We start from the raw sequence: 20,768 nt of genomic DNA on the forward strand, positions 1-20,768 counted from the left end.
AAGCGAAGGCGAAAGCCGCAGCAGCCGCAAAAGCGAAAGCAGCGGCATTGGCGAAGCAGAAGAGAGAAGGAAGCGAAGAAGTATCGGACGAAGAAAAAGCCAAAGCGAAGGCGAAAGCTGTAGCGGCCGCAAAAGCGGCTGCGGCTGCAAGAGCAAAGGGAGTTGTAAGTAAGAAGGAAGATGAAGCGAAGCAGGAAGAACCGTCAATTAACCAGCCATATTTAAATCGCTATGTGGAGGTTGTTAAGGAGAAGGTAGGAGAATATGCATTAGCAGATTCTTATATTAATAAGCTTTCAAAAGATGTTCCAACTCTTGTGGTGGATCCTTCTAAATATTATGAAGTGATGGAATTGCTAAGATTCCATGAGGGACTTGCTTTTGATTATATGTCGGAGCTACATGCAACGGATTTTGTGACCCATATGGAAGTGTATGTTCATTTATTTTCATATGGAAAGAAACAGTCAGTAGCGGTGAAGGTAAAGCTTGATAGGGAGGCGCCGCAAGTAGAATCGGTGACGTCGCTTTGGAAAGGAGCGGATTGGCCGGAACGTGAAGCATATGATTTGCTCGGTATTATATTTAAAGGTCATCCTAATTTATCTCGCATTTTAATGCCGGATGATTGGATAGGGTATCCGCTTAGGAAAGATTATGAACCGTATGATGTGGAGGTGTAGCTTATGATCCGTACGGAAGAAATGCTCTTAAATGTAGGGCCGCAGCACCCGAGTACGCATGGTGTGTTTCGGCTTGTAATTAAAATTGACGGGGAAATTATTAAAGAGGCTACACCGGTTATTGGATATTTGCATCGCGGGACAGAAAAGATTGCTGAGAGCCTGCAATATACGCAAATTATCCCGTATACAGATCGAATGGACTATCTATCAGCGATGACGAATAATTACGTCATTTGCCATGCTGTAGAGACGATGATGGGGCTTGAGATTCCAGAGCGTGCTGAATATTTACGGGTGCTTGCAATGGAGCTTGGGCGGGTTGCGAGTCATCTCGTTTGGTGGGGAACGAACCTTCTTGATATAGGAGCGGTTAGTCCATTTCTGTATGCGTTTCGCGAACGAGAAATGATTATTAATTTATTAAATGAATTGTGCGGTGCAAGGCTTACTTTCAACTATATGAGGGTCGGCGGCGTGAAGTGGGATGCGCCGGACGGATGGATTGAAAAGGTGAAAGAGTTTGTTCCGTATATGAGAGAGCAATTGGAAGGGTATCACGATCTTGTTAGCGGAAATGAAATTTTCCTAAATCGTGTGAAAGGCGTTGGTATATATAACGCGGAAGAGGCGATTTCATATTCTTTAAGCGGCGCAAATTTACGATGCACGGGGGTAAACTGGGATCTTCGCAAAGATGAGCCATACTCTATTTATGATCGTTTTGATTTTAATATTCCTATTGGGAGCGTGGGTGATGCTTGGGATCGCTACGTTTGCCGGATGGAAGAAATTGAGGAGTCATTAAAAATTATTGAGCAAGCAGCTGAGCAGTTCCCGAAAGATGGAGCCGTCATAGCAAAAGTGCCGAAAATTATTAAAGCACCTAAGGGAGAAGCATTCGTCCGTATAGAATCGCCGCGGGGAGAGATTGGTTGCTATATTGCTAGTGATGGAAAGAAAGAGCCGTACCGCTTGAAATTTCGCAGACCATCTTTTTATAATTTGCAAATTTTACCGAAGTTATTGAAAGGTGAAAACATCGCCAATTTAATTACGATTTTAGGTGGGGTTGATATTGTACTTGGGGAGGTTGACGGCTAATGATTGAGACGCTCTTACAATCACCTTCAAGCTGGACGAATTTCTTCATTTTTTTCGGATTAGCGGTGCTTCTATTATTTGCAGTCCTTGGCTTCGTTACATACGGTATTTTGGCAGAACGGAAAGTGATGGGATTTATGCAAGGACGGATTGGACCAAACCAAGTTGGGGGTCGATTCGGTTTACTACAAACGGTAGCTGATGTTTTGAAACTATTATTAAAAGAAGATAGCATTCCGAAAGCCGCGGATAAACCGTTGTTTATATTAGCACCTGTTATTGCATTCGCACCAGCATTTATGGTACTTGCGGTTATCCCGTTTACTGATAAATTTCAGTTCGCGGATATTGGAGTAGGGTTACTTTATTACATTGCTGTTTCTGGAATTACGACGATTGGCGTCGTAACCGGGGGATGGGCATCAAATAATAAATATTCCCTTTTAGGAGGGATGCGTGCGGCGGCGCAAATGATTTCTTATGAGATTCCGCTTGTAATGAGTGTGATTGGCGTCGTTTTGTTAGCTGGTAGTCTTAATTTAAATGAGATTGTAGCGGCACAGGAGAAGGTGTGGTACATTTTCGCGCAGCCAATCGGTTTCGTTGTTTTCTTAATTGCAGCAGTTGCAGAGTTAAATAGGACACCGTTTGATTTACCGGAAGCCGAGTCAGAACTTGTTTCTGGATACCATACGGAATACTCAGGGTTTCGCTGGGCATTTTTCATGCTTTCAGAGTATGTATATTTCTTCGGGATGGCATCTTTAATTACAGTACTTTTTTTAGGCGGATGGAACCCAGTTATGTTCCTCGGATTTATTCCAGGTGCTGTATGGTTTGCTTTGAAATTCAGCAGTGTGGTCTTTCTATTAATTTGGTTCCGCGTCACGTTTCCACGTATAAGAGGTGACCAGTTAATGGAGTTTGGCTGGAAAGTATTATTGCCAATCGCGCTTGCAAATATTTTCTTAACGGCATTGATTAAGGAGTTATTCTTCTAATCTATGAAGGGGGTGCCAGTAAGAGATGAAAGGACTATTTAAAGGTTTAAAATATACGCTTAGTAATTTGAGTAAGAAAAAGGTGACCTATGATTATCCGAATCAACCGTTGCCATTACCAGACCGCTTTCGAGGTATTCAAAAGTTTTATCCAGAGAAATGTATTGTTTGTAATCAGTGTTCTAACATTTGTCCGACAGATTGCATTCAATTAACAGGAAAAAAACATCCTGATCCTACGAAAAAGGGAAAAATTATCGACACGTACGATATTAATTTTGAAATTTGTATTCTTTGCGATTTATGTACAGAGGTTTGCCCGACAGAAGCAATTGTCATGACAAATAATTTTGAACTCGCAGAGTATTCACGTGATGATTTATTTAAAAATTTGCAGTGGCTTGACGAGAATGACGAGAACGTCAGGAAGGAGAATAAAGCATGAATGGCGAGTTTGTAGCTTTCTTTATATTATCCTTGTCTGCGATTATTGGCGGCGTTCTTATGCTGAACTTAACGAAAGTAATGCATATGATGCTGGCTCTTGTGCTTACGTTCCTTAGTATTGCAGGTTTGTACTTTCTCTTATCAGCTGAATTTATCGGAGTTGCACAAATTTTAATTTACTCTGGTGCAATCACTATTATTATGATTTTTGGCATTATGTTAACGAAACATAACGCGGAAAATGAATCGCGCCTTACTCTTCGAAAATGGATTATCTTCTTTGCGGTTGTAGCATTTGGAGCGGTTATGTATTTCGCTGTTAATAATATCGATTTTTCAAATCAAAGCGCACAAGGAAGTTTACCTCTCCATGAAAAAAACACACTTCAAATCGGTACACTTCTCTATTCAAAATATATTATTCCATTTGAATTAACCTCGGTTATTTTACTTGTAGCACTTGTTGGCGCAATTATACTTGCGAAGAAGGATGAGGGAGAGGAGGATTCCCATGAGTAGCGTTCCAGCTTCTGCCTATTTAACACTTGCGATTATTTTGTTTTGCATCGGCCTATTTGGAGCTTTAACAAAGCGAAATACAGTAATTGTATTGGTTTGTATTGAATTAATGCTCAACGCCGCCAATTTAAATTTAGTAGCGTTTAGTAAATTAGGTTTGTTTCCGAATTTAACAGGACAAATTTTTTCGCTGTTTACGATGTCTGTAGCGGCAGCTGAGGCGGCGGTCGGACTTGCGATTTTGATTGCTTTGTACCGTAATCGCACGACAGTTCATGTAGATGAAATGGATACGCTGAAAGGATAGCATTGTGACCGAAAAGGGGGAAGGAAACAATGATCGATTATGCATGGCTCATACCGCTTTTCCCGCTTGTTTCGTTTTTGTTACTTATTATGTTCGGGAAGAAGATTAGAGAGGGAAGCAGTGTACTAGGTATTTTCTTCACCTTTCTCTCCTTTATAGGAGCGGTAGTTGTACTAATAGAACGATTTTCATCCGAGGCAGTGAAACATAAATGGATATGGCTTAGGGCCGGAGATATAGATATATCATTTGGTTTTGAGGTTACTGCATTAGGGGCTTTAATGCTATTTATCGTTACGCTTGTGAGCTTTCTTGTACATGTGTACTCGAAAGGTTATATGAAGGGTGACGAAAGGTTACCAACCTTTTATGCATATTTAGGGCTCTTTACATTTGCGATGCTTGGGCTTGTTATATCGACGAATTTATTACAGCTTTATATATTTTGGGAGTTAGTCGGCCTCGGTTCATTTTTACTTATCGGTTTTTATTTCTTTAAAGAAGAAGCGAAGGCTGCTGCGAAAAAGGCTTTTATTATGACACGTATTGGGGATGTTGGGTTATTTGTTGGGATGATTTTAATTTTTTGGAACACAGGTAGTTTTGAATATGAGGCGATTTTTAAGGCGATTTATACGGGTGATCTTTCCCCTACTATGATTACAATAACGGCGATTTTAATTTTTATCGGTGCGATGGGGAAATCGGGTCAGTTCCCGCTTCATACGTGGCTGCCAGATGCAATGGAAGGACCGACACCTGTTTCGGCACTTATTCATGCGGCAACGATGGTTGCAGCTGGCGTATATTTAGTAGCAACGATGTTCCCTCTATTTTCAGCAAGTGCTGTAGCGATGCAAACAGTTGCAATCGTTGGTGCTTTCACCGCAATCTTTGCAGCCTCTATCGGTCTTGTACAAACTGATATAAAGAGGGTGCTTGCTTATTCTACAGTTAGTCAGCTCGGGTACATGATGCTTGCGCTAGGCTCTGCTGGTTATGTAGCTGGTGTCTTTCATTTAACGACACACGCTTTTTTTAAAGCATTACTGTTCTTGGCTGCAGGGAGTGTAATTCATGCAGTGCACACGCAAAACATTAATAAAATGGGCGGTTTACAGAAGAAGATGAAAGTAACTGCTGCGCTGTTTTTAATAGGTACACTTGCCATTAGCGGCGTTCCTCTCCTTTCCGGGTTTTTTAGTAAAGATGAAATTTTAGCGGCGACTTGGATGAATGGTAATTACTTTCTATTCGTTTTAGCGGTAATTGCGGCATTTTTAACAGCATTTTATATGTTCCGTCTATACTTTCTTGTCTTTACGGGAGAAACGAAGACGAAGGAAGAGGTGCATGAATCGCCTCGCACAATGACGTATCCGATGATTGTCCTCGGTGTTCTTGCAGTAGTAGCAGGATATGTAAATACACCGTGGTTTGGGACGTTTCTCGGAGATTGGCTTACGAAGGATGTAGGGTTCAAAGTGAAAGATGTACATGGGCCAGCTTGGATTATGGTTGTTGCGACGCTCGTTTCATTTGCGGGAATTGTCCTCGCGTATTTCATATATGGCAAGAAATCTATCTCTAGAGATTGGGCCGCGGGAGAGGGGACGCCTCTTTATAACCTTTTGAAAGAAAAATATTATGTGGATGAACTATATAATGTTACGGTGCTTCCTATTACGAAAGGAATCGCTCATATGCTTCGCTTATTTGAAGTATATGTTGTAGAAGGAATCGCAGTTTTAATTGGGGGATTGGTTAAAGGTGTGAGTGGCCTAGGGGCGAAGCTTCAAAATGGGAATGTACAAGTGTACGGCACTGTAACGGCAGTTTCGCTCGCGGTACTCGTAATTATTTTGTTATATACGGGAGGGGATTTACGATGAATGAGTTGCTATTAACGTTCTTCATTTTTTCCCCGCTGTTAGGAATTCTCTTACTGTTATTAACGCCGAAAAAAGAATCGCGTACGGTGCGAGCGCTTGGTTTATTCGGAACGGCGCTTCCATTTGGAATCGCTATCGTCCTTGCTTGTACATACGCCTCTGGAAAGAGCTTATCGATATTTGATGAAAAAATGAAATGGATTAAATTTGGGGACTTTGCAGCAGTGGATAAAAGGTTGTTTTCGATTTATTACGAGCTTGGTATTGATGGTCTATCGCTTGTAATGATGGTACTCACAGCCCTTCTAGCGATGCTTGCAGCAATTGCGGCATTTTCCGTTAAAAGAAATTTAAAAGCATTCTACATGCTATTACTCGTGTTAGAAATAGGGATGCTCGGTGTCTTCGCTGCTCAAAATTTAATGCTGTTCTTTATCTTCTTTGAAATTACGTTGCCACCAATGTTTTTATTAATTGGCAAGTGGGGGAAATTGTCGAGTGAAAAGGCTGCATATAGTTATTTAATATATAACGGTATTGGATCAGCCATTTTACTCATCGTTTTCTCAATTTTGTTTGCGAAAACAGGTACGACAAATATTGCGGAGCTTAAAGAGATATTAACGAGTGTAACTGCTGGGGGAGGACCGCTCGTCTCGAGTAGCTTACAGTTCGGTTTATTTCTTGCCATAATGGTTGCCTTTGCGATTAAACTACCCATTTTTCCTTTGCATCGCTGGATGGTCAATGTGCACATAGAAGCGCATCCTGCTGTAGTTATGCTTCATGCGGGAGTTCTGCTGAAGATTGGAGCGTACGGTATTATTCGCTTCGGGAAGGGGTTATTCCCAGAATACTTTCGTGAGTTTGCAACGCTAATCGCGATTTTAGGGGTAATTAATTTATTGTACGGGGCCTTTCTAGCACTTATCCAAACGGACTTTAGAAAGGTACTTGCTTACTCTAGTATTTCACATATGGGAATTGTTTTAATGGGGCTTGCGGCGTTAAATGCACCAGGCACACAGGGGGCGTTATTCCAAGTTGTGTCTCACGGTTTAATTGCAGCGTTACTCTTCTTCTTACTAGGCATAATTGAACAACGTTTCGGGACTTCGGATATTACAGCACTTGGCGGACTCGCAAAAAGTGTTCCAGTGCTTAGCGGTTTCTTCCTGGCGGGCGGTATGGCATCGCTTGGACTGCCAGGAATGTCTGGATTCGTTAGCGAATTCCTTGCCTTTCTCGGTTTATTCCAAGGGGAACCAGTCATCGCCGCTGTCGGTGTACTTGGGATTATTTTAACCGCTGTATACGTATTAAGAGCGATACTTCAAGTGACATTTGGCAAGAAAGAATGGGAAGCGAAATCTGATATACACGGATGGGAGTACGTCCCTGTTATATTGCTTATCGTTTGTATTATTGCAATTGGAGTAATGCCAGAACTACTAGGGGATCCGCTTCAAAATACATTGAAAACATTGGGGGTGAAGTAGGATGGATATGAACACGTTACTTAGCTTATCATGGCACCTCATGGTACCAGAATTCATTATTCTCGGGGCTGCCATCCTTCTTTCCATATGTGATTTGTTTTTTAAGCTGAACCATAGGTACGTAGCGATTGGTGCAATTGCCGCTGCCTTGTTAGCGATAGTGTCATTAATTACGCTATATAGCGAACCGGCAGGAGATATTTTAAATGGATCGTTTGTATTAGATGGATTTTCAAAAGGGTTTAAAACGTTGTTATTAATCGGAGCAGCTCTCGTCTTATGTATGGCAATGAGTGATGACAAAGAGGATCCTATTCGAGATAAGGGAGAATATTATTACTTAATGTTAATGGCGCTTCTTGGAGCGATGTTCATGGCTTCTAGCGTTGATTTCATCACACTATTCGTCGGTTTAGAGTTGCTTTCGCTTTCTTCGTATATTCTAGTAGGAATTCGAAAAAGAAACCGCGCATCAAATGAGGCAGCAATGAAATACGTCATTAACGGAGGGATTGGAACAGCGATTACGCTCTTTGGAATGAGTTATTTATACGGTATTACAGGATCGACCAACATAGTGGAAATGCAAAAGGTATTGACGCAAGAGTTGGCTGGTGGCATTCAGTTATTGTTAGCTCTCGCATTTCTACTATTGCTCGTTGGGCTCTCTTTCAAAATTGCAACAGTGCCGTTTCATATGTGGGCACCAGACGTATATGAGGGAGCGGCGACACCTGTCACAGCATTTCTCGGGACGATTTCTAAAATTGCGGGGTTTCTACTCATTACGCGCCTGTTCCTTATGGTATTTGCAAGTGTGGCAATCCAAGGGGATATGCAATCCTTGTATGGGCGTATGAGCATATACATTGTGGTGCTAGCTAGTATTACGATGATTGTTGGGAACGTAGTAGCCTTAAAGCAATACAATGTAAAACGCCTATTTGCTTATTCGGGCATTGCACATGCTGGGTATTTGCTCGTGCCTCTCGTGGCACTATCACAGTTTACGATGGATAGTATGTGGTTTTATATGCTGGCGTATATGCTCATGAATATAGGAGCATTTGCAATCATCCACGGATTAATCTTACAAAACAATAAGGAAAATATGACGATTTTCACAGGATTATATAAGCGATCGCCATTTACCGCTATAGTGATGACAGTTTTTATTTTATCGCTAGCTGGAATACCGGGGACGGCTGGTTTCATCGGAAAGATTAACATCTTTTTAGGAGCACTTCATGTAGAACCAGCTCATTACGTGTTAGCTTCTATTATGATGGGTACGACGGTTATTTCACTCATATATTATTTCTGGATTTTACAGCAAATGTTTTTCCGTACTGGAGAGACAGAAGAGAAAATTCAGTTACCGTTAAATATAAAGATTGTCATGAGCCTTTGCGCAATTTCGATTGTAATACTAGGGATTATGCCGATGATTGGTTACAATTTCTTTTATGAATATTTTCCATTAATGAAAGATTTCTTCTTCTTAGGGAACGTGGTACAATAGTGAAAATAAAAGGTGTAGAGTCCGTACTCTACGCTTTTTATTTTGGAGTAGTAGCAAATGAAAACGCCTATAGGTATATGTTTTTCAAAAGAAAATTTCGATGTGAAATGTAAGATACTTATTTGCGTGTGAAAAAGTGTGGCTCCTACTTATTATGGTATCGTTTTTACATTTTGCGTAAGTAGTAGCCAAGCAAAAAAGGGGTCGATTTTTTGGCACAACTTTTAGGGCAACAAGCACTGATTGCCATTGTTTCGCATTTATTATTTATTACCATTACGTGGTGGGCCTTACAAGGTATTCACATTGAGCGCTTAATGAAGTCTGGGAAAGTGATGCAGACGAGAGTGTTACTCATCCTAATTACAATTGCAATTGGGACATCTGTAAGTAACTTTTTCCTTGATTATTTAGGCTATTCGAAGAGTTTAACGTATTTAGTAAAGTAAGTGTATAGAACCTCATATCTCCGTTAACAATGGGGATAGGAGGGGATGAAATTGAAGTTTAAAGCCATTCTTATCGTTGTCGTAAGTGTTGTTTTATTTTTGGTTGGATATAGAGAGATGAAACCTATAAGCGATGAACAGAAAATGGAGAGCATGGTCGCAGCTTTAGAGAAGAACGATGCAAAAGTAGAGCGGTGGTCATGGTTAGCACGAGAAACGAAAACAATTTCTAATATACATACGTTTCAAAAATTGTTAAATGAAGTGAAGGAAAAAGCAAATGTCGAAAGTTGGGAATTAGAGCAATCTCCAGATGGATATAAAGCTACATCCTATAAAAAATCTTCTTCATATGAAGAACGAGTAGTAGTAACTTGGAGTAAGGAAAATACTAAAGAAAACACTTTCATTATTTTTGAAGTAAGCGGGGCGAAATGGGACCCGAAGTACGTTCGGAAAATGGATAAAATTTTTAGTGAAAAACCTACAATTTATACTTGTGTTCAAGGTGTACTGAATGATAAGATTGAAGGTGTTTTGCAAAATAAAACCAATCAGGTTTTGAAAGATCTTTCAGCAAGAGCGATCGAACAGATAGAAGAAAGAGCATTTGTGTCAGTCTCCGCATATAATAAAAAGTGGAATGACGCTCTTTCAACAAATAGAGAGAAAATAAATGTGCAAATAGCAATACGTTCTACAGACAACAAAGATACAATTGTGGTTGGCACACCGATCATAACTTCTGAGTATTGAGAGAATAGATACTGAAAAAAGGACACGGAGGGGAATAATTTGGAAAAGATCATCGTCCGTGGCGGAAAGCGGTTGAACGGCACAGTGCGTGTTGAGGGCGCAAAAAATGCTGTATTACCTATAATCGCTGCAGCCCTATTAGCGAGTGATGGAAAGAATGTACTATCTGAAGTACCAGTTTTGTCTGATGTATACACAATTAACGAGGTATTACGTCATTTAAATGCTGAAGTCGTATTTGAAAATAACCAAGTAACAATCGATTCTTCTAAAGAATTAAACATTGAAGCACCATTTGAGTATGTACGTAAAATGCGTGCATCTGTTCAAGTGATGGGACCATTATTAGCGCGTAACGGTCGTGCTCGTATTGCACTTCCTGGTGGATGTGCAATTGGTTCACGTCCAATTGACCAACATTTAAAAGGCTTCGAAGCAATGGGAGCGAAAGTGAAAGTTGGTAACGGATTTGTTGAGGCATATGTAGAGGGAGAACTAAAAGGAGCTAAAATTTATTTAGACTTCCCAAGCGTAGGCGCGACAGAAAACATTATGTCTGCAGCTACATTAGCAAAAGGGACAACAATCCTTGAAAACGCAGCAAAAGAGCCAGAAATCGTTGACTTAGCTAACTTCTTAAATGCGATGGGAGCGAAAGTACGCGGAGCTGGAACTGGAACGATTCGTATTGAAGGTGTCGATAAATTATATGGTGCAAACCATTCTATTATTCCTGACCGTATTGAAGCAGGAACATTCATGGTTGCAGCAGCAATTACTGGTGGAGACATCTTAATTGAAAATGCTGTACCAGAACATTTACGCTCTATTACGGCGAAAATGGAAGAAATGGGTGTTAAAATTATTGAGGAAAATGAAGGTGTACGTGTTATCGGCCCAGATAAGTTAAAAGCGGTTGATATTAAAACTATGCCTCATCCAGGTTTCCCAACAGACATGCAATCACAAATGATGGCATTATTACTACAAGCTGATGGAACAAGTATGATTACAGAAACGGTATTCGAAAACCGCTTTATGCACGTTGAAGAATTCCGTCGTATGAATGCTGATATTAAAATCGAAGGTCGTTCTGTTATTATGAACGGTCCAAACAGCTTACAAGGTGCTGAAGTAGGCGCAACTGATTTACGTGCAGCAGCAGCATTAATCTTAGCTGGTTTAGTATCAGAAGGTTACACTCGTGTAACCGAGCTAAAACATCTTGACCGTGGCTATGTAAACTTCCATAAGAAATTAGCTGCATTAGGTGCAACTATTGAACGTGTAAACGAAAAAGTAGAAGAAGTGAAAGAACAAGAAGTTTCTGATCTTCACGCTTAATTGAAATAGTCTCTATGTCTTTTGACGTAGAGGCTATTTTTTTTAACTATTACTGTTATAGTCAATAAATTCTATACTTATGCACGTCTCAGTAAAAATATTTAGAAAATTTTTGTTTTATCCCGCACATGCCCGGTTGGGATGGGCTAATAGTCAGTGGGGGATGAATAAAACCCTCACTGATCAAAGTTTCACTTTATACCGATCCCCCTAAGTATGTTCTAAAAGCCCCCTTAGTTCCATAAGAATGAAAGGAAGCCAACTTTATATTGGGGGAATAGGATGAAATTTTCAAAGCCACTTTTCATTACAATGGCGCTTTTAATAGCGCTCGTTATCATTGTACCTGCCGTCCTTGTCATTCCGTTTGCGAAAGCAAAGGTAGGGGAAGAATCTCCTAAAACTCCTCCAGTCGTACAAAGCATACCAGCTCCAGGGAAAGTTGATACAGCGGTTCAAGTTGCTGTATATCGCGATCAGCAGAAAAAGGTAGAAACATTGCCTATGGAGGAATATGTAACCGGTGTAGTAGCTTCTGAGATGAATGCCAGTTTTGAAATAGAGGCGCTAAAGGCGCAGGCATTAGCAGCAAGAACATTCGTGGTGCAGCGTATGCTAAGCGGAGGTAAGAAAAACAATGCGGACGTGACAGACACGGTCAAAGATCAAGTGTACAAAAGTAAAGAGGAACTGAAGAAACAGTGGGGGAATAACTACGAAAATAATTTAAAGAAAATCGAGGAAGCAGTTTCTAAAACAGCAGGACAAGTTTTAACGTATGAAGGTAAGCCAATTTCAGCTTCTTTCTTCTCAACGAGTAACGGTCGAACAGAAAATGCAGCGGATTATTGGGGGAATGATTATCCGTACTTAAAGAGTGTAGACAGTCCATGGGATCAAGCATCTCCAAAATTTACGAGCGAGCAAACATTTACAGTGACGGACTTTCAAAAACGTCTTGGTGTGAAAGTACTACCAGACGGGAAGATTGGAAACATTAAAGACCTTACAGAAGGAAAACGGGTAAAAGATGTAGAGTTTCAAGGGAAAACATTAACAGGAAAAGAAGTTCGTGAAAAATTAGATTTACGTTCTTCTGACTTTACATGGAAACAACAAGGTAATAACATCGTCGTTACGACAAAAGGTTTCGGCCATGGCGTCGGTATGAGCCAATATGGGGCAAACGGTATGGCGAAAGAAGGTAAGAAATATACAGATATCGTTGCTCATTACTATAAAGGTATTGAAATTAAAACGATGAATGATTATGAAGGGAAATTGATGGTGAAAAAATAGGGATTATAGTGCACGTACACTTTTGTTGATTTGATATAGATGTCGTTACTAGAAGGAGCTGTTCCAAAAGATATTTTGGAACAGCTCCTTTTTGTTGTAAAGGAGAAAATATAAAGGGGTGTCGCCTAGTCAAAAGTTCGACTTATGGGACAGCTCTTTTTGTCATTATTTGTAGAAATAAATGGAAGTTACCCTGCGCACTGCGTGTTATAATACAGTTATGTGAATATATAAAACATAATAACAGGGGGTAATGAAAAATGATGATGGATGTACCACTTCTCATTCCGTCAATGATGGAACGAGCGGAGAAATATTTTTCAAAAAAGGAAGTTGTCTCACGGACTGCATCTCGTATTCATACATTAACATACGGAGAAATTGCAAAGCGGACAAGAAGGCTTGCTAGCGTATTAAAGAGAATGGGAATTGAACAAGGGGATAAAGTAGGTACAATTGCTTGGAACCATCATAGGCATTTGGAAGCATACTTTGCGATTCCAGGAATCGGGGCGGTGCTACATACGATTAATTTAAGGCTTTCCGCTGATCACATTTCATATATTATTAACCATGCAGAAGACAAAATTATTTTTGTCGATGAAGACATGGTACCTATATTAGAAAGTATTCAACACGAAATTCCACACGTAAAAGCCTTTATTATTATGACAGACGATCATAAACTACCTCACACAACACTATCACCAGCATACCATTACGACCAATTACTCGAAGAAGGCGATGAGACATTTCCGTTTGTAAAAGATTTAGATGAAAAAGAACCGGCTGGTATGTGCTACACATCAGCTACGACAGGAAAACCGAAAGGCGTAGTTTACACACACCGTAGTATCGCGCTTCATAGTTACACACTCGGACTTGCAGATGGCGGGAATATATCAGAAGTAGACACTTGTATGCCTGTCGTTCCAATGTTCCACGTTAACGCATGGGGATTACCGTTTGCGAGTACATGGTTTGGTACGAAACTCGTATTACCAGGACCGCATTTCACACCAGAGATTTTGGCAGAGTTAATTGAAAGAGAGAAAGTAACAATTACGGCTGGCGTACCAACCATTTGGATTGGCTTATTACAAGAACTTGAAAAACATCCATATGATATTAGTAGCGTGAAAACGATATGGTCAGGTGGAGCGGCTGCTCCGTTAAGTATGATTCGTACGTATGAAGAGAAATATGAAATTGTATTTAGACAAATATATGGAATGACAGAAACGAGTCCAGCAGTTGTAATTAACTGCCCGAAATCGTATCAGCGTGATTTACCGAAAGAAGAATATTATAATTTACGTTCTCGCCAAGGGTATTTATTCCCTGGATTAGAAATGAAAGTGATTGGACAAGACGGTGAAATTAAATGGGATGGAGAAGAAATGGGAGAGCTTTGTCTGCGCGGCCCATGGATCGCTGGTAGCTATTATAATGATGAACGTACGGAAGAATCAATGAAAGATGGTTGGCTTCATACAGGAGACATTGTTACAGTTGATTCGGAAGGATTTATTAAAATTGCTGATCGTACGAAAGATTTAATTAAAAGCGGCGGTGAATGGATTTCTTCGGTAGATTTAGAAAATGCTTTAATGTCACATGACAAAGTATTAGAAGCATCTGTCGTAGCAGTTCCGCATGAAAAATGGCAAGAGCGTCCTGTTGCTTGTGTCGTATTAAAAGAAGGACAAGCAGTAGAACGAGACGAACTGTATGCTTTACTAGAAGCAGAATTCCCGAAATGGTGGATGCCAGACGATATTTTATTCGTAAATGAAATTCCGAAAACATCTGTAGGGAAATTCTTAAAAAGAGCGCTTCGTGATCAGTTGAAGACTTATATGGTGGAGCAGAAATAAAGAAGAAGGCTATCCTTTAATGCGGATGGCCTTCTTTGTTGACTATACTTATAATATTGTATTAAATATCATAATTTTCCATTAATTGTTTGGTATAATGAACTAAAAAACATTTGGGGGAGACAGAATGGCGTTATTGGAGTTGAAACAGTTAGGGAAGACAAACCAGTTGCCAACAATTGAACTGGAAGTTGAGGAAGGACAATGTGTTGTTTTGCAATGTAATAATCATACAGCTAAAGTGTTGCACCGTATTATTATCGGAGAAGAAGAGGCTTCTTCGGGCAGTGTGCTATTTGAAGAAGAGCCAATTGGGAAGAAAGTGTATTCACGCATCGGTTTTTGTTTTTTGAAAGATGAAGCATATGACCGTTTGAAGGTGAAGGAGTACTTTAAGTTCTTATTAGGGCTGTATGAATCAAATATGAGTATGGAAGAAGTAGTACAATATGTCGGTCTCCTAGATAAGTTAAACGTTAAAATAGAAAAATTGTCATTTTCAGAGAAACGCCGTCTTCATATCGGGCGAGTTATGATTCATAATCCGGACTTAGTTATTCTGGAAGAGCCAGAGCAAAATGTAGATACAGAGAGTACGATTATTATTCGAAAAGCAATTATGAAAATGAAAGAACAAGGAAAGGCAATCTTTATTACATCGTCCTTCTTATCGGATGCGCTCTCGCTAACAGAGGATGTATACATATTAAATCAAGACGGTGTAAAAAAAGTGGAAATCGAGCAGGAAGAAGTGGAAGAAGTCGATGAGGAAAAAGTAGTTCAAATGATTCCGCAAATGAAACTTGAAAGAATACCAGCGAAAGTGAACGATAAAATCATTTTACTTGATCCGATGGAAATTCATTTCATTGAAACGCAAAATGGAGTGACACATATTCATGTTCGTGAAGGTGATTTCGTATGTGCATTAACATTAAGTGAACTAGAAGTAAGATTAACAGGATTCGGATTCTTCAGATGTCATCGCTCGTACCTCGTTAATTTACAAAGAGTGCGAGAAGTTATTACTTGGACACGTAATAGCTTTAGTTTAATTTTGGATGACGAAAGAAAAAGTTCAATCCCACTTTCAAAAGGACGAATGGATGAATTAAAAGGTGTAATTGGGCTATAAAAAATACTCCAATAAGCTCAAAATACGATTCATTTACCGGTGAAAATACTCCTTTTACCGGTATTTTACTGCGTAATCCCTTTGTTTTTCATATGATTGAGTCAAGAAAAGCGAAACAAACAAACGAGAATCGCTAAAGCGACTTTCATCTATAAAAAGAAAAACAAAGGGGATGACGAAATGAAATTGGCAATTGAAATGAAAGATGTAATGAAAAGTTTCGATGGAAAAACGGCCCTTCGAAATGTAAATATTGAGGTGAAGCAAGGAGAAGTTTTCGGATTCCTCGGACCGAGTGGATCTGGGAAAACGACAACAGTGAAGATTTTAACTTCTCAATTGCTTCATAGCGTTGGAACTGTAAGAGTGTTAGGTAAAGATATTACGGGGCCAAGCAGCATCGATTACAAACGGATTGGTATTTTAACAGACAATAGCGGCTTATACGAAAGACTTAGCATTTATGATAACTTACTACTATTTTGTGATTTATATGATTGTAAAAAAGAACGAATTGATGAAGTGCTATCACAAGTGAATTTATTAGATGATAAAAAAACACAAGTGAAAAAATTATCAAAAGGAATGAAGCAGCGCGTTACATTAGCGAGAGCAATCCTTCATAAACCAGATATCCTTTTTTTAGACGAACCAACATCTGCACTCGATCCGGTAAACGTGCAAAACATTCATAAAATCTTAAAAGACTTAAATAAAGAAGGAACTACGATTTTCTTAACGACGCACAATATGGACGAAGCAGAAACGCTTTGTAACCGCATTGCCTTCTTATGCGGAGGAGAAATTGTAGCACTCGATACACCAGAAAACTTACGATTAAAATACGCGAAAGATCAAATACAAGTTGTGTTGAAAGATAAACAAAAAGAAACAGTGAAAAAAGATGAATTAGGAGCAAAACGTATTTCAGAATGGATGAAAAAGGGCGAATTACTATCGATTCATTCTTATGAGCCAACGTTAGGCGATATCTTTATTGAAGTTACTGGGAGGGGATTATAATGACGTTTTCAATGAGACGATTTTCAGCTATTTTTCGGAAAGAGGTACAGGATTTTAAAACGAATTCACAAAGTTTAATTATGATGGCAATGCCGATTTTCTTTGCAATAATATATAGTCGTTCAGATAATTTTAGAGAAGTTGGGGCAAGTACATTAATTACAATGACGTTAGTTTTGGTTGGGGGCTTTATACAGGCAATGCTTATCGCTGAAGAAAAGGAAAAAAGTACGCTTCGTGTTCTTATGTTATCGCCAGCATCGTCTATTGAAGTATTAATTGGAAAAAGCTCATTAACGGGCATAATTACAGTTGCGATTTGTTTTATTAATCTACTTATTTTAGGTAAATTAGAAGGTAATATTGCATTATTATTATTCATCTTTGTTCTTGGAATGCTAATATTCACCCTTATTGGAACATGTATTGGATTAATAGCTCAAAATGTACCGCAAACATCAACAATTGGGTTACCGATATTAATGGTCTTTCTTATTGGCGATTTTATAGCAGGATTCGTGAAAAATGAGGTTGTTACAAAAATAGTCGAGTATTTACCAACTCGTCATATCGGTCTCGCAGTTAGTAGTGTAATAAAAGGTGAAGATTTTAGTGCAATTACTAGTAATTTATTGAACATAACTATTTGGTTAGTGGCAGTACTTGTTATTACTCTCTTCGTGTATAGAAAGAAACAAATGGACTAAAAACTGGGCTGAAGAAGCTCAGTTTTTTCTTTTTTTCATCATTTCCTCGGAAATTTTGCGATTATTATACATATTTTTACAGATTTTGTCGAAAAGTAATTAGTTATAGGTTGTATAGGATGTATGAATATTGTTCAAAATGATTGCTGAGGTGATGATGGAATGCGAGGAAGAAATAATAAAAAGTCGCGAAAAGTAGTACATTTATTTCAAAGAAGATGGGTGTTTCCGGCACTATACATTGCTTGTGCAGCGGTAATCTTAATGGTTGCGCTATGGTTCCAAGGAGCTAATCCAAAGAAAGCTCCGAACCAAGATCAAGCAACGCCGTATACACAAACGGATGATCCGGCAGTACCGGTAACAAAATCTTCAGAAGTAGTGAAAATGCCAGCTGCAGCAAATGCAGAAGTAGTAGTACAGAAGAAATTCTATGAAGATGCAGCAACTGAGGCGGAACAAGAAAAAGCACTTGTCTTTTATAACAACACATATTCCCCGAATAAAGGAATCGACATTGCTGCGAAAAATGGAAAAGAATTCGATGTTACAGCTGCTTTAAGTGGTACAGTAACGAAAGCTGAAAAAGATTCACTTCTTGGTTATGTTGTAACAGTAGATAGTGGAAATGGTGTAGCGGCATCTTATCAAAGCTTAGGCAGTGTGAAAGTAGAAAAAGGTGCACGAGTTGCACAAGGTGAAGTACTAGGGAAATCCGGTTTAAGTACAATGAATAAAGATGCAGGTTCTTACGTTCACTTTGAAGTACGTAAAGACAATGTGGCTGTGAATCCTGAGCGTTACTTAAATAAATCAGTAGCAGAAATTAAAGCTGATGCAGGTACTGCAAAGGCGACGAATGCTTCTGGTAAAAAAGATGATGACAAATCTCAAAAAGAAGAAAAGTCAACAAGCACGAAACCAGAAAGTAAAACAGAGGATAAATCTCAAAAAGAAGAGAAATCAACAAGCGGTTCGACTAGTGATAAAGAGACGAACGGCAAACAAGAGGACAAAGCTAAGAAAGAAGAAAAATCAACAAATGGTTCTACAGAATCATCTAGTGATTCTTCTTCACAAGAATAAAAAAGTGAAAAAATCAGTTCTCACTAGGAGAACTGATTTTTTTATTTTCATATAAAAATAATCAGTTTCGAGAAAAAATTTGCAATAACAAGGAAAAATGACGAGATTCTCGAATATATATTACAAAAGGGAGGGGATACTGTGTCATTTTTATCAGTTCTGTCGATTGCTATTATTTTATTGTTTGTTTTATTCGCTTTATATTATTATATTGCCGGTAAGAAAGAAGTTCCCCACCATCAGTTGTTAGAAGAAGAGTATGAACGAGAAAAGTGACACCTTGTATAAGAGGTGTCACTTTTTTTCGCCATAATTGTCATTGTTAACGTATTTCTCACACAAAAACGTTATTTTTCTTAACTTAGTCCGCAAAAATAGTGAACATGTAGCATATATCAGTAGTGCGGGCAATACAATGGTATAAACCAATGCAAAGAGAGTGTTTGAGGTGAGAAATCGTGAATCATTGCATTATAAATCCAAGAATGTTTAACGCTTACAAACAGCACTCACATTTACTTCATAGTCGTATGCAGCGAGTCTCATTTCACACTTCTCACATCCAATTTAGGGAGGCGAGTGGTGTGCACGATTACATCAAAGAGAGAACTATCAAGATTGGCAAGTATATCGTGGAGACAAGAAAGACAGTGCGTGTAATTGCAAAGGAGTTTGGGGTATCAAAGAGTACAGTCCATAAAGATTTAACAGAACGTTTGCCAGAAATTAATCCAGAGCTCGCAAATGAAGTGAAAGAAATTCTTGATTATCATAAGTCTATTCGTCATTTAAGAGGGGGAGAAGCAACAAAGCAGAAGTATAGAAAAGAAGATATAGAAAAGCCTGTACGTCAATAAATGCAAAACAGCAAACATTCCTTACAGATTCGGTAATGTTTTTCAGAAAAATTCTTTTTGTGAATATTACGTTTCTGTTAAAATTATGATAAAATCAGAAATTAGGTGTAAAAGAATTCGGGTGTAACCTGATTTTGAATATCGAGGAGGAAAAGACGGGAATGTTTGCGCGAGATATCGGAATTGACCTAGGTACGGCTAACGTATTAATTCATGTTAAAGGTAAGGGTGTTGTATTAAATGAGCCATCTGTTGTGGCACTTGATCGTAATAGTGGAAAAGTATTAGCAGTAGGTGAAGAAGCAAGAAGTATGGTGGGACGTACACCTGGTAATATTGTGGCAATTCGTCCGCTTAAAGATGGTGTAATCGCAGATTTCGAAATTACAGAAGCAATGTTAAAGTATTTCATTAACAAATTGGACGTGAAGAGTCTCTTTTCAAAACCTCGCATTTTAATTTGCTGTCCAACAAATATCACATCTGTAGAACAAAAAGCAATTCGTGAGGCTGCTGAGCGTTCAGGTGGTAAAACAGTATTTTTAGAAGAAGAACCAAAAGTAGCCGCAGTTGGTGCTGGTATGGAAATCTTCCAGCCAAGCGGAAACATGGTTGTTGATATTGGTGGAGGTACAACAGATATTGCCGTACTTTCTATGGGTGATATTGTTACCTCTTCCTCTATCAAAATGGCTGGCGATAAGTTTGATATGGAGATCTTAAACTACGTTAAACGTAAGTATAAGCTATTGATTGGAGAACGTACTTCAGAAAATATTAAAATTAAAGTTGGTACAGTATTCCCAGGTGCACGTAGTGAAGAGCTTGAAATTCGCGGACGTGACATGGTAACTGGTTTACCACGTACAATTACAGTATGCTCGGAAGAAATTACAGAAGCACTAAAAGAAGACGCGGCTATCATTGTACAAGCTGCAAAAGGCGTACTAGAGCGCACACCACCAGAACTATCTGCGGACATTATTGACCGTGGTGTTATTCTAACAGGCGGTGGGGCTTTATTACACGGTATCGACATGCTTCTAGCAGAAGAGTTAAAATTACCAGTATTAATTGCTGAAAACCCAATGCACTGTGTTGCGGTTGGTACAGGTATTATGTTAGAGAACATTGATAAATTACCACGTCGTGCGTTGCGATAAGGTTTGAATGATTTAAAAAGTGCGAAGGAAATATTTCCTTCGCACTTTTTTTGTAAATAAAAGAAAGTAAGAGGAGGTTTGCAATACTAGATAAGAAG

At 39.0% G+C, this 20,768-nt stretch carries 21 protein-coding genes; all 21 read left to right on the top strand.

Annotated features, from left to right (window positions below; translation table 11 throughout):
- Positions 1-683: NADH-quinone oxidoreductase subunit C (locus VK90_RS01935; protein ID WP_048370065.1), on the top strand; the 683-nt coding region annotated here is incomplete at its 5' end.
- A gap of 3 nt (positions 684-686) precedes the next feature.
- Positions 687-1,787, top strand: coding sequence for an NADH-quinone oxidoreductase subunit NuoD (gene nuoD / locus VK90_RS01940; RefSeq protein ID WP_002174338.1), 1,101 nt, complete (start codon positions 687-689; stop codon positions 1,785-1,787).
- The gene (nuoH, locus tag VK90_RS01945; RefSeq protein WP_048370068.1) at positions 1,787-2,788 is read left to right on the top strand and encodes an NADH-quinone oxidoreductase subunit NuoH; all 1,002 of its coding nucleotides are present in this window, start codon (positions 1,787-1,789) and stop codon (positions 2,786-2,788) included. Before nuoD ends, nuoH begins: the two co-directional genes overlap by 1 nt.
- Before the next feature lie 25 nt (positions 2,789-2,813).
- Complete coding sequence (gene nuoI / locus VK90_RS01950; RefSeq protein ID WP_000677191.1) at positions 2,814-3,233, top strand: NADH-quinone oxidoreductase subunit NuoI; 420 nt, start codon at positions 2,814-2,816, stop codon at positions 3,231-3,233.
- On the top strand, positions 3,230-3,754 hold the full coding sequence (locus tag VK90_RS01955; protein WP_002174336.1) for an NADH-quinone oxidoreductase subunit J: 525 nt from the start codon (positions 3,230-3,232) through the stop codon (positions 3,752-3,754). Before nuoI ends, VK90_RS01955 begins: the two co-directional genes overlap by 4 nt.
- Entirely contained in the window at positions 3,747-4,061 is a 315-nt protein-coding gene (gene nuoK / locus VK90_RS01960; protein WP_002174335.1) for an NADH-quinone oxidoreductase subunit NuoK, read from the top strand. The genes VK90_RS01955 and nuoK overlap by 8 nt, the downstream gene beginning before the upstream one ends.
- A gap of 29 nt (positions 4,062-4,090) precedes the next feature.
- Positions 4,091-5,953, top strand: a complete 1,863-nt coding sequence (gene nuoL / locus VK90_RS01965) for an NADH-quinone oxidoreductase subunit L (protein ID WP_048370072.1) — start codon at positions 4,091-4,093, stop codon at positions 5,951-5,953.
- Entirely contained in the window at positions 5,950-7,452 is a 1,503-nt protein-coding gene (locus tag VK90_RS01970) for an NADH-quinone oxidoreductase subunit M (RefSeq protein ID WP_048370074.1), read from the top strand. The genes nuoL and VK90_RS01970 overlap by 4 nt, the downstream gene beginning before the upstream one ends.
- Before the next feature lie 7 nt (positions 7,453-7,459).
- The gene (nuoN, locus tag VK90_RS01975; RefSeq protein WP_048370362.1) at positions 7,460-8,974 is read left to right on the top strand and encodes an NADH-quinone oxidoreductase subunit NuoN; all 1,515 of its coding nucleotides are present in this window, start codon (positions 7,460-7,462) and stop codon (positions 8,972-8,974) included.
- Between the two features lie 212 nt (positions 8,975-9,186).
- Positions 9,187-9,423, top strand: a complete 237-nt coding sequence (locus VK90_RS01980; RefSeq protein WP_002174331.1) for a DUF1146 family protein — start codon at positions 9,187-9,189, stop codon at positions 9,421-9,423.
- Positions 9,424-9,474: 51 nt separating this feature from the next.
- Positions 9,475-10,179, top strand: a complete 705-nt coding sequence (locus tag VK90_RS01985) for a YwmB family TATA-box binding protein (protein WP_179885127.1) — start codon at positions 9,475-9,477, stop codon at positions 10,177-10,179.
- 39 nt (positions 10,180-10,218) lie between these two features.
- A complete protein-coding gene (gene murA / locus VK90_RS01990; RefSeq protein ID WP_048370079.1) occupies positions 10,219-11,523 on the top strand; it encodes a UDP-N-acetylglucosamine 1-carboxyvinyltransferase in 1,305 nt (434 codons plus the stop codon).
- A gap of 282 nt (positions 11,524-11,805) precedes the next feature.
- Entirely contained in the window at positions 11,806-12,822 is a 1,017-nt protein-coding gene (gene spoIID, locus VK90_RS01995) for a stage II sporulation protein D (RefSeq protein ID WP_002174328.1), read from the top strand.
- Between the two features lie 260 nt (positions 12,823-13,082).
- Positions 13,083-14,699: a long-chain fatty acid--CoA ligase gene (locus VK90_RS02000; protein ID WP_082147749.1), complete on the top strand. Its 1,617-nt coding sequence runs from the start codon at positions 13,083-13,085 to the stop codon at positions 14,697-14,699.
- Positions 14,700-14,826: 127 nt separating this feature from the next.
- Complete coding sequence (locus tag VK90_RS02005; protein WP_048370081.1) at positions 14,827-15,834, top strand: LytTR family transcriptional regulator DNA-binding domain-containing protein; 1,008 nt, start codon at positions 14,827-14,829, stop codon at positions 15,832-15,834.
- A 180-nt stretch (positions 15,835-16,014) separates the two neighbouring features.
- Positions 16,015-16,857 (top strand): ABC transporter ATP-binding protein, encoded by an 843-nt coding sequence (locus VK90_RS02010; RefSeq protein ID WP_048370083.1) that lies wholly within the window; start codon positions 16,015-16,017, stop codon positions 16,855-16,857.
- Positions 16,857-17,564 carry an ABC transporter permease gene (locus tag VK90_RS02015; protein ID WP_048370085.1) on the top strand — a complete coding sequence of 236 codons (708 nt, stop codon included), beginning with the start codon at positions 16,857-16,859 and terminating at the stop codon, positions 17,562-17,564. The genes VK90_RS02010 and VK90_RS02015 overlap by 1 nt, the downstream gene beginning before the upstream one ends.
- 162 nt (positions 17,565-17,726) lie before the next feature.
- Entirely contained in the window at positions 17,727-18,650 is a 924-nt protein-coding gene (locus VK90_RS02020; protein ID WP_048370087.1) for a M23 family metallopeptidase, read from the top strand.
- A 141-nt stretch (positions 18,651-18,791) separates the two neighbouring features.
- Positions 18,792-18,926: a hypothetical protein gene (locus VK90_RS02025; protein WP_025147067.1), complete on the top strand. Its 135-nt coding sequence runs from the start codon at positions 18,792-18,794 to the stop codon at positions 18,924-18,926.
- A 308-nt stretch (positions 18,927-19,234) separates the two neighbouring features.
- Complete coding sequence (gene spoIIID, locus VK90_RS02030) at positions 19,235-19,507, top strand: sporulation transcriptional regulator SpoIIID (RefSeq protein ID WP_000544010.1); 273 nt, start codon at positions 19,235-19,237, stop codon at positions 19,505-19,507.
- Between the two features lie 161 nt (positions 19,508-19,668).
- Complete coding sequence (locus tag VK90_RS02035; RefSeq protein ID WP_025147069.1) at positions 19,669-20,670, top strand: rod shape-determining protein; 1,002 nt, start codon at positions 19,669-19,671, stop codon at positions 20,668-20,670.
- Positions 20,671-20,768 lie beyond the last annotated feature (98 nt).

This window comes from Bacillus sp. LK2, assembly GCF_001043575.1.
Taxonomy (GTDB): Bacteria; Bacillota; Bacilli; order Bacillales; family Bacillaceae_G; genus Bacillus_A; species Bacillus_A paramycoides.